The 9761-nt window shown below is 44.2% G+C and carries 8 protein-coding genes; 4 read left to right on the top strand and 4 right to left on the bottom strand.

Features of this window, described 5'->3' with window-relative positions; genetic code table 11:
• From B5F78_RS07720 to B5F78_RS07705, 4 genes are all read left to right on the top strand, one after another.
• The coding region (locus B5F78_RS07720; RefSeq protein ID WP_087406419.1) for a group II intron maturase-specific domain-containing protein at nucleotides 1-362 on the top strand (362 nt) is incomplete at its 5' end.
• A gap of 388 nt (nucleotides 363-750) precedes the next feature.
• Entirely contained in the window at nucleotides 751-1269 is a 519-nt protein-coding gene (locus tag B5F78_RS07715) for an SMI1/KNR4 family protein (protein ID WP_087251740.1), read from the top strand.
• 147 nt (nucleotides 1270-1416) lie between these two features.
• Nucleotides 1417-2055: a hypothetical protein gene (locus B5F78_RS07710; protein WP_337959691.1), complete on the top strand. Its 639-nt coding sequence runs from the start codon at nucleotides 1417-1419 to the stop codon at nucleotides 2053-2055.
• Between the two features lie 229 nt (nucleotides 2056-2284).
• Nucleotides 2285-4870: a glycoside hydrolase family 2 protein gene (locus B5F78_RS07705; RefSeq protein ID WP_430746771.1), complete on the top strand. Its 2586-nt coding sequence runs from the start codon at nucleotides 2285-2287 to the stop codon at nucleotides 4868-4870.
• Between the two features lie 62 nt (nucleotides 4871-4932).
• Here the strand turns inward: B5F78_RS07705 and murI are convergent, their stop codons facing one another.
• The 4 genes from murI to bamA all read right to left on the bottom strand — a co-directional run bounded on the left by murI (nucleotide 4933) and on the right by bamA (nucleotide 9758).
• The gene (gene murI, locus B5F78_RS07700; RefSeq protein ID WP_022040407.1) at nucleotides 4933-5760 is read right to left on the bottom strand and encodes a glutamate racemase; all 828 of its coding nucleotides are present in this window, start codon (nucleotides 5758-5760) and stop codon (nucleotides 4933-4935) included.
• 102 nt (nucleotides 5761-5862) lie between these two features.
• A complete protein-coding gene (locus B5F78_RS07695; RefSeq protein WP_022040406.1) occupies nucleotides 5863-6420 on the bottom strand; it encodes an OmpH family outer membrane protein in 558 nt (185 codons plus the stop codon).
• A gap of 84 nt (nucleotides 6421-6504) precedes the next feature.
• Nucleotides 6505-7020, bottom strand: a complete 516-nt coding sequence (locus B5F78_RS07690) for an OmpH family outer membrane protein (protein WP_087406417.1) — start codon at nucleotides 7018-7020, stop codon at nucleotides 6505-6507.
• 17 nt (nucleotides 7021-7037) lie between these two features.
• Entirely contained in the window at nucleotides 7038-9758 is a 2721-nt protein-coding gene (bamA, locus tag B5F78_RS07685) for an outer membrane protein assembly factor BamA (RefSeq protein ID WP_087248432.1), read from the bottom strand.
• Nucleotides 9759-9761: the final 3 nt, after the last annotated feature.

The following is a 9761-nucleotide window of genomic DNA, read 5'->3' as shown; positions in this document are numbered from 1 at the left end:
ATCGTAGCAACGGATGGGGATATGTTAAGAGGAAACAGAAGCTGAAAGATTACATACGTGGGTGGATTGGATACTATCACCTTGCCGATATGAAACGCTTTCTTCTTGAGACTGATGAGTGGTTAAGACGGAGAATACGCATGTGTATATGGAAAGCTTGGAAGACCCCCAAGACCAAGGTGGCAAACCTCGTTAAATGTGGTATTGGAAAATACAAGGCATGTGAATGGGGTAACACTCGCAAAGGTTATTGGCGTATTGCTGATAGTCCTATATTGAAGGTGGCGATAAATAAGGACAGCCTGCGAAAGGCAGGTTATCCTACCTTAATGGGCTCGTATCTCGAATGGTACCCAAAATAGGAACCGCCGTATGCCGAACGGCACGTACGGTGGTGTGAGAGGTCGGTGAACATGAAAATAGGAGATAAACACCTATGATTAGTGTTTACCTCCTACTCGATTTTGTGTCTCACGAACTCAAACATATTCTTTGTAGTAGGTGCTATATTAGTGCTGTTATCAATCTTTAAATATTTGATAAAAAGTCAATGCTATAATATAGTCTATTTGGTTTGTGTGGCTTTTTATTTTATAATATCCGGCATATATTTATTTTTATTGTTCTTAATGTTTTCGTCTTGTTTGTGTTTGTGTGGCATTATTCTTAATCTGATTGTAGTTGTATATATGCTAAGAAAATACGGGGCAAATTGAAGATAAAAGGATAAGAATCAAACGAAGAAAGAATATGGACAATAAAGTAAAGGAAGAGATGGATGAGGTTATTGCAGAACTGCAGAAATTTACATCTCGGATATTAGATTGGCGAGAACCTGTTAATCCTGTCTTAATAGAACGTTTTGAGGCAACATTTGGAGTGAAACTTCCAGAAGATTATAAATATCTTCTTAGTATTACAAACGGATTTTCTTTAATGGGAGATAATGTGTTAGGTATAATTGATAAAGAAAAGAATTATGACTTATTTATGTGTTATAATATTGAACACTTTGAAGTAATTGTACCTCAATATAAACATTTAATACCGTTCAGCCCTGATGGAGGAGGAAACTTTTATTGTTTCGATACTCATGTGAAAACCAACGGTGGCGATTCTAACCAAATCGTTTTTTGGTATTCTAATTATGAATATAGTGAATCTGACCCACCGGAAGTAACACACCAAAGTTTGGCTGATTATATTAAGAATTGGATTATAGCTCTTACATTGGAAGACTACGATTATAATGGAGATAGAAAAATGTAGCCTTCTTCTTATCAGTTAAAGTGTTTTTAAAGTTTATATGCCAGTAACCTTGATTCAGAATCAAAATCTGTTTCAAAAGGTTGCTGGCATAATTTTTATAAAAATGAAGATGATTGAGATAAGCTGAACAGCCATGCCGAAATTACATTGGCAAGTAATACGTATGACGAACTGGGCAGGCTGAAAACGAAAAGCCTGCACGGCAGCGCAACCAACAAACTGACATACAGCTACAACATCCGTGACTGGCTGACAGGCATCAGCGGCAGCAAGCTGACGCAGAACCTGTACTATAATACGGGTAATGGTACACCGCAATATGGCGGGAATATCAGCAGCATGACTTGGAAGGCAGGTAATGAAAGTACGACAAGGGGGTATAAGTTTGCCTACGACGGTTTGAGCCGGCTGACTTCTGCTACATACGGCGAAGTCACAAATATCGGTAGCAACGCCAACCGTTTCACGGAAAAGGTTACGGATTATGACCTGAACGGGAATATCAAGGGCTTGCAGCGTTACGGACAGACCTCCTCAACCGGTTACGGCTTGATAGACAACCTGACCTATACGCTGAGCGGCAATCTGATAACACGGGTGGATGATGCCACAACCGCCACGGCTTACAACAACGGTTTCGAGTTCAAAGATGCTGTAAAGCAGGCGAGCGAGTACGCATACGATAAAAACGGCAACCTGACGAAAGATTTGAACAGGAATATTACAAGTATTCAATATAATTGTTTAAATTTGCCAAGCAAGGTCACGTTTGATTCGGACAGATGAGGTATTACATAAACGGCCGACAAACGGACACGGATCTTTTTTTGATTTGACTCAGGAGTTAAAAGCAGTTATGTTTTACAGGAGTTATCACTTGGTCCAGAAGTTAAAGCCCCATAGACCTGTTTCTGACTCCTGCCGAAGGCATAACTCCTTCTGACTCTTTTTATCTACTGGTATTTTGAGGATATTCATTTAGATTATAATCACAAATATAAAAACTATGTTTACTATGAGGCATTGTTTATGGGCAATAAATTTTTGGGTACTTTTTTGTTTTTGCAGTGTGGGATATGCCTATTTTCCTCGTGAGGTCATTAATCTGAACCGGGAATGGAAGTATATGCAAGGAGACTTGCAAGGAGCCGAAAAGACGGATTATGACGACAATAACTGGGAGACCATTGGGATTCCTCATTCGTTTAGTATTCCCTATTTTATGTCGAAAGATTTCTATACCGGATATGGGTGGTACCGCAAGCGTGTGTTTTTTACAGACAGGAATCTCTCGGGAAAAATCTTTCTAGAGTTTGACGGTGTTTTTCAGGAAGCGGAAATCTTTTTAAACGGAAAGTTTATAGACCGGCATTGCGGGGGGTATACAGGGTTTTCGGTTGACATAACTGATGCGGCACAAAAAGGAGATAATGTGCTTGCAATACGGGTTAACAATTTATGGCAACCCACTGTGGCACCGCGCGGTGGGGAACATGTTTTTAGCGGAGGTATATACCGTAATGTCCGTTTAGTGTTGAAATCTTCTACGTATATCGGTTGGTATGGAACATTTGTCACGACATCGGGACTTGATGCAAGTAATGGCAAATATGGAATTGTGGACATTTCAACGGAGATTTGTCATTCGGAGCCTGAAACTGGCAATTTCCGTTTGGTTTCCAATATTCTGTCATCTGAAGGCAGGATTATCGCATCCGCACAAAAGATAATACAATTGAAAGGCAATACGAGCCAAGTTGTAAAACAGCAAACAGAAAGAATAGAGCATCTTTTCCTGTGGCACCCGTCACATCCGGTCTTGTACAAGTTGGAAAGTCTGCTTTTCAAAGGTGATGAGCTGATAGACCGAGAGGAAACGTCCTTCGGTTTCCGTTGGTTTGAATGGACAAAAGACCACGGTTTTTTCCTGAATGGGAAACATTTGTATTTTAAAGGAATAAATGTTCATCAAGACCAGGCTGGATGGGGTGATGCTGTGACCGATGCTGCAGCACGCCGTGATGTGGCTTTGGTTAAGCAAGCAGGCTTTGATATGATCCGCGGCTCTCACTATCCGCATTCTCCCGCATTTTCGAAAGCTTGTGATGAAGAAGGTGTGCTTTTCTGGTCGGAAGCTCCCTTTTGGGCTACGGCAGGAGAAAAGAAAGACGGATATTGGACAGCAAGTGCTTATCCAGTCCGCCAGGAGGACTGCAAAGAATTTGAAGAAAATGTCTTGCAGCAGTTGGAGGAAATGATACGTATCCACCGTAATCATCCTTCCATTATCGCATGGAGCATGTGCAACGAGCCTTTTTTTACTGCACCGGAAACAATGCATGGGATAAGGAAACTATTGGAGAGAATGGTGGCTCGTACACACCAGCTTGACCCGACACGTCCTGCTGCCATAGGCGGTGCACAGCGTCCGTTGGGAACAGAGCGCATTGACTTGATAGGAGATATTGTGGGGTATAACGGTGATGGAAGTACCATTCTTGATTTTCAGCAGCCGCCTATACCGAATATGGTAACGGAATACGGAAGCACAACATCCGACCGGCCGGGCGAATATATCCCGGGATGGGGAGACTTACAGAAAAATGACGCCTGGAAAGGTGTAGAATGGCGGAGTGGTCAAGCCATCTGGTGTGGGTTCGACCACGGAAGTATCTTTGGTGAAGAAATGGGCAAAATGGGAATTGTTGATTATTTCCGCATTCCGAAACGTTCTTGGTATTGGTACCGGAATGCTTATGCCAATATAGCCCCTCCGATATGGAGTGTGTCAGGCATTCCGGCAAGGTTGCGGTTGGAAGCCTCGCAATATACCGGCATCAGGGCCGACGGTACGGACGATGTTCAGTTGACGGTAACTGTTCTCGATGAAACAGGCAGAGAACTGAGCAATTCGCCGGCTGTCAGGCTGACTTTGCTATCGGGACCGGGCGAGTTTCCTACCGGTAGCAGCATCCTGTTTGAAGCGGATAGTGACATTCGTATCATGGATGGAAAAGCAGCGATTGCCTTTCGCTCCTATTATGCAGGCGAATCGGTCATTGAAGCTACTTCACCAGGCTTGGAGCCGGCTCGCGTTAAACTGACATTTTCCGGAGCTCCCGTATATCAAGAAGGAGAGACTCCCCAAGTGAAAAATCGTCCTTATATTCCCTTTGCTTTGCAGAAACAGCATAAAATGCAAAGTTTCGGATTGAATAACCCAGCTTTTGGTAGCAGCGCTGCACAGGGACATGCCACAGGATATGCTGCTGATGGTAAGCTTGATACTTGGTGGGAACCTGAAAATTCAGACCGAAAGGTATATTGGACACTTGATACGGAACGTTTCTTGATGTTGGATGAGGTTTGTGTCCGGTTTGCAGGTGCAGCTCCGTATCAGTACAAGATTGAAGTGTCTGAGAACAATAAAGACTGGATCGTGGTTTCAGATAAGACCGGCAACCATGTTCCGCTAGATTCGGACCTGATAAAAAGTGACAGGCAGGTAAAAATGCATTATCTTCGTATCAGTTTTCCTCATTCTGAAAGATACGTGACACCGAAGCTTGCTGAAGTGGAGGTACGCGGACAATTATACTGACACATAACACACACTGCACACGGTTGCATACGCTCATGAGGCTGTGTGCAGTGTTTATTTCTTTATTCTAATGCAATGGTACGCACCTGCACTTCCTGATGCAGAAAGACGTGGGCTGACTCACGGAATTTTTCTACCGATTCGGTAGTAAGGAAAAGACAATTCCCTCCCGTTTCGCAATGGGTTCGTATTTCCGGATGTCGGATAAGGTAGTCTTTCAGGCTGGCTGCTACGTATTTGCCTTGTTCTACCAGGCGGATGTGTGACGGAGTGTAACAACGGATTTTATCCAACAAAAGAGGATAGTGAGTACAGCCTAAAATGATGGTATCTATTTCCGGGTCTTGGGAGAGCAGGCGGTCGAGGTATTTTTGTACGAAATAATCGGCACCAGGGCTTTGGGCTTCATTATTCTCTATTAATGGTACCCACATGGGACAGGATACACTTGTCAATCGGATTTCAGGATAAAGCTTGTGGATTTCTAACGGATAGGATTGTGACTTTACAGTACCTTCGGTGGCAAGCAACCCTACGTGGCGGGTTTGGGTCAAGTTGCCGATGCATTCTACGGTAGGACGTATTACGCCCAGTACTCTGCGGGCTGGGTCGAGATGTGGAAGGTCTTGTTGCTGGATACTGCGGAGTGCTTTTGCCGAAGCTGTATTGCAGGCAAGGATAACCAATGGACATCCCAGCTCGAAGAGTTTTCGTACCGCCTGTAAAGTGAATTCGTATACCACTTCGAACGAACGTGTGCCATAGGGGGTACGGGCATTGTCGCCTAAATAGAGATAATTGTACTGAGGAAGCAGGCTGCGTATTTTGTCAAGGATAGTCAACCCTCCGTAGCCGGAATCGAAGATGCCGATGGGTCCTGTGGTTGTCATGATATTTAAATCAGAAACGCAGATTAACGCAGATCGGCGCAGAATGTAAAGTTTTAATCTGCGAGAATCTGTGTTAATCTGCGGTGAATAAACAGAAGGAGATTAGTTTGCCGGAGTAGTAGTTGCGGATGCAGCCGGTGTTGCCGGTACTGCAGTCAGACTGATACCCAACTTGGTTTTGATATCGTTGGTAACATCCTTCGATACGTTTTCATCGATGTAAGGGATGTCCGTACGGTTCAGGTCGAAAACATAGGTGTATCCGCCAGCTGCACCGATAGCTTTTACTGCATCTTCCAGTTTCTTGTAAATCGGATCCATCATATCAGTATAAGCTTTTTGCAGCTGCTGCTGTGCTTCCTGCTGAAACTGTATACCTTTTTCCTGCATTTCCTGTAATTCTTTCTGGCGGCGTTCCTGGATGTTTTGCGGAAGTGTCTTTTGTTCTTGTTGGTATTCTGCAAATTTTTTGCTGAACTCGTCTGAAGCACGTTTGATTTCGTCTTCGTACTGTTTCTGCAAAGCTTGAATATCAGTTTGGGCTTTGGCATATTCCGGCATTACCGGGATGATGTCCATAGACTTAAAATGCGCGAACTTTTGCGCGAACAAGCTCATCGGAGCGACGAGCAACAATAATAAAGCAATTCTTTTCAACATAATCTTGATTTTCTATTAGTTTTTAATTTATTGTTTTTGTTCCTGTTGCGGTTCTCGTAAGAGAACGGCTGCAAATGTATAAAATTAATTTGAATATCCTAAGCGTGAGAGCACTTCATTGCTGATATCAATGCGCGGAGAGGCAAAAATCATACTTTGTGCCGAGGCGCGGTCAATAACTGCATCGTAATTCTGCTCCATAGCAATGTCTTTAACAGCATTATAAATGTTGTCTTGGATAGGAACGACAAGTTCCCGTTGTTTCTTCATCATTTCGCCTTGAGGACCGAAATATTTTTGCCGGAGTTCGGCTGCTTCTTTTTCTTTTGCCACAACTGCTTCTTCTTTTGCAGTACGTTGTGCATCGGTCAGCGTAGCGGCATCTTTCTGGTAAGCCTCATACAAGGCTTTGGCTTCGTTGCTCTTGGCTTCTATTTCGCTTTGCCATTGTTGGGACAGCGATTCCATTTGCTGGTTTGCCTGTTCATAGGCAGGGATATGTTTCAAGATAAATTCCATGTCTATCAACGCGAATTTCTGTGCCTGTGCCGCGCAGAGGCTTATCACAAGCAGTGCTGCAGAGAAAATCAATCTTTTCATATCTTTGGGTCTTTAGGTTAAAATTCTTGTCCGATAATAAAGTGGAACTGGCTTCCACTGTATTGCGTAGAGCCGTTGATCTTGTCGAAACCGTATGCCCAGTCGATACCCATCATACCAATCATCGGCAGGAAGATACGTACACCGACTCCGGCAGAACGTTTCAGCTTGAACGGATTGAAGTCTGCTACATCCGTCCATGCATTTCCGGCTTCTACAAATCCCAAGGCATAGATGCTGGTAGAGTTTTCCAACATCAGCGGGTAGCGGAGTTCAGCTCCCAGACGGATATAAGCATATCCTTCGCTTCCGTAGGGGGTCAACGAACCGTTCTCATATCCACGTAGGGCAATGGTTTCGGATGCGTAGTTGTAACTGTATCCTGTCATACCGTCACCTCCGACATAGAAGGTTTCGAACGGAGAGCGCTTATAACGGTTGAAGTGTCCTAAGATACCAAATTCAGCACGGGTCATGATGACCGGACACTTCTGGATATCCATCAAAGCGGTATAAGTCTTCGATTTGAATTTCCACTTGTGGTATTCAATCCATTTAAACATACTTGCTGCCTCGTCGTAGTTGTCTCTTCCGTAAGTAGAATAGTCTTTGTTGCTGAAGAGCGAGTAAGGCGGCGTGATTTGCAACGAAGCGGTAAACTCGGAACCACGGCGTGGGAAAATGGGATTGTCGGTAGAGTTACGCGACAAAGTCAGGTTCAAGCTCAAGCTGTTGCAATTACCTGTGTTCATGTATTCCCCGTTGTTCAACCGGATATACAGGTAACTCCAATCTTTCAGCATAAAGCGCTGGTAGGACAATTCTGCCATGAACGTGAAATAGTCATCGGGCCAGCGCAAGCGTTTTCCCCATCCTACCGAGAACCCGAACATCTTGATGGAGCGGTCAGGGTCGTAGTAAGATTCGTAATTGTCATAATAGCCATAGTTGCCGTATCCCCATCCGTACAAATAATTGTAGTAGTTGTTCATGTAAGCCGAGTTGTAATACTGGCTGCTGATATCGGTCTGTACAGAATAGAATGCGGATACTGAAAGTGAGTTCGGGCGCTTACCGCCAAACCATGGGTCAAGGAACGAGATACTGTATGCCTGATAATATTGTCCGTTGGTCTGGCCACTGATGGTAAGGGTCTGTCCGTCACCTTGCGGCAGGAATCCTCGGAAGTTGTCGTTCTTACGGAACAGGTTAGCGAACGAGAAATTGGTGAATTTCAAGCTCAGCTTACCGATAATACCTGTCTGTCCCCATCCTGCTGAAAATTCTACCTGGTCGTTCGCTTTCGATTCCAGTCCCCAATTAATATCTACCGTACCATCTTCGTAATTGGGCTGTACCTGTGGGTTGATGGTTTCAGGATTGAAGTGCCCCATTTGAGCGATTTCACGGTACGAACGTTCCAAGGCTTCCTTGCTGAACAAGTCTCCAGGACGGGTACGAAGTTCACGGCGGATGACGTTTTCGTACAAACGGTCGTTACCATTGATGCGTACATGGCTGATGCTTGCCTGCGGACCTTCCATCACGCGCATTTCAAGGTCGATGGAGTCACCATCGATATTTACTTCTACTGGGTCGATGTTCGAGAACACGTAACCACGGTTATAATAATTGTTCTTGATGGCATCCTCATCGTTCGAAAGGCGGTCGTCCAGCAACTTCTGGTTGTATACGTCACCATGCTTCATCTGCAATTGTTCGTTCAGCAGGTCAGAAGGATAGACGGTATTTCCCACCCATGTAATGTTGCGTAGGTAATATTTGTTGCCTTCGTATATCTTCATATATACATCTACCGTCTTTTCATCGTAAGGTGATACGCTGTCCACTTCGATGACAGCATCGCGATAGCCCAGTTCGTTGTATTTTTCGATGATTTTCTGCTTATCTTCTTCGTAACGTTCATCGATGAATTTCTTGGTGCGGAACAGGTTGATGAGCTTACCTTTTTCGTTGGTCTTTTTCATCACACGCTTTAACTTCTTGTCTGTCAGTACCGTATTGCCGTCAATCGTGATTTTGTGGACTTTTACCTTTTCTTTCTTGTCAATGTTTACATCAACATACACCTGCTCCTTGTCATTGGGGGCTTCGCGTTCGATAATGTTGATTTCGGCATTTTTAAACCCTTTCTCATCAAAGTATTTCTTGATGATGATTTTGGCACGGTCTACCATATTGGGCGTAATCTGCATACCTTTCACCATATTGCCGAGCTTGTTTTGCAAGTCTTCACGCTCGCCTTTCTTGATACCATTGAAATGGATGTCGGCGATACGCGGACGCTGGGTCAGTTCGATGCGGATCCAGATTTTATTTCCTTCTATCTTATCTGCCGAAATACGGACATCCGAAAACAATCCGTGGCGCCAATACCGCTTGACAGCATCGGTGATATCATCGCCCGGCACGGTAATGGTCTGCCCAACGGCAAGTCCGGAGATACCGATCAATACATAATCCTCGTAGTTTTTCACTCCCTCCACCTTGATGTCGGCTATTTCATATTTCTTGGGAGTCCCGTTATATAAAATGACTGGTTGGTTCTCTGGTGTCTCCGATTGCTCTGCCGGCTGTGGTGTATCGTGGTGTAAAGAGGCAGAGCCGTCCTCTTCATCTGTCTGACCTTCCTGCACGTTGTTTTCTTGTGCATGTCCGATAGCCGGAAAGCTGAAACATATCAGTACCAATAGAGTAAGAAAAAAACTGTATCGCATCTT

The organism is Bacteroides sp. An279 (assembly GCF_002159615.1).
Classification (GTDB): domain Bacteria; phylum Bacteroidota; class Bacteroidia; order Bacteroidales; family Bacteroidaceae; genus Phocaeicola; species Phocaeicola intestinalis.
The sequence above is the reverse complement of the archived record's forward strand: the minus strand, read 5'-3'. Positions and strand labels throughout refer to the sequence as shown.

Excerpts from the sequence above, each read along its gene's own strand:
- B5F78_RS07715 (WP_087251740.1), top strand. The coding sequence starts at position 751 with ATGGACAATAAAGTAAAGGAAGAGATGGATGAGGTTATTGCAGAACTG.
- B5F78_RS07705 (WP_430746771.1), top strand. The coding sequence starts at position 2,285 with ATGAGGCATTGTTTATGGGCAATAAATTTTTGGGTACTTTTTTGTTTT.
- murI (WP_022040407.1), bottom strand. The coding sequence starts at position 5,760 with ATGACAACCACAGGACCCATCGGCATCTTCGATTCCGGCTACGGAGGG.
- B5F78_RS07695 (WP_022040406.1), bottom strand. The coding sequence starts at position 6,420 with ATGTTGAAAAGAATTGCTTTATTATTGTTGCTCGTCGCTCCGATGAGC.
- B5F78_RS07690 (WP_087406417.1), bottom strand. The coding sequence starts at position 7,020 with ATGAAAAGATTGATTTTCTCTGCAGCACTGCTTGTGATAAGCCTCTGC.
- bamA (WP_087248432.1), bottom strand. The coding sequence starts at position 9,758 with ATGCGATACAGTTTTTTTCTTACTCTATTGGTACTGATATGTTTCAGC.